The 333-nt window shown below is 54.7% G+C and carries 1 protein-coding gene; it reads right to left on the bottom strand.

What is annotated here, in order from left to right; translation table 11 throughout:
* The coding region (locus tag B2Z72_RS03065; RefSeq protein WP_297004126.1) for a glutathione S-transferase family protein at positions 1-333 on the bottom strand (333 nt) is incomplete at both ends.

The following is a 333-nucleotide window of genomic DNA, read 5'->3' as shown; positions in this document are numbered from 1 at the left end:
CCAGCCTAACCAGAATGGCTGTGATGGAATAAGTAACGGGACAACCAGCTCAGGTCGGGTGAGCAGATAATGATAGGTCCATAAGCGCACAGCCGGACCGGCTTTTTCATCCAGCCGCCGCTCCCATTCCAGTGCCTGCTGTTTCAGTGCCGGATCGGCGGGAGTCAGAGATCGCTCAGGGAACTGCTCATCAAGCCAGCTAATGATGTCAGCAGATCCGGAAATAATCTGATCGCCATGGGTCAGAACCGGAACCGATGTCTGTCCGGACAGGGCTTTTATCGGACGGATATGCCGGCCAGGCAGGTAATTAACCACCTCGTAATCCAGCTT

This window comes from Thalassolituus sp. UBA6592, assembly GCF_002433655.1.
GTDB lineage: Bacteria > Pseudomonadota > Gammaproteobacteria > Pseudomonadales > Oceanobacteraceae > Venatoribacter.
This window is presented reverse-complemented; position numbering and strand designations above follow the sequence as displayed.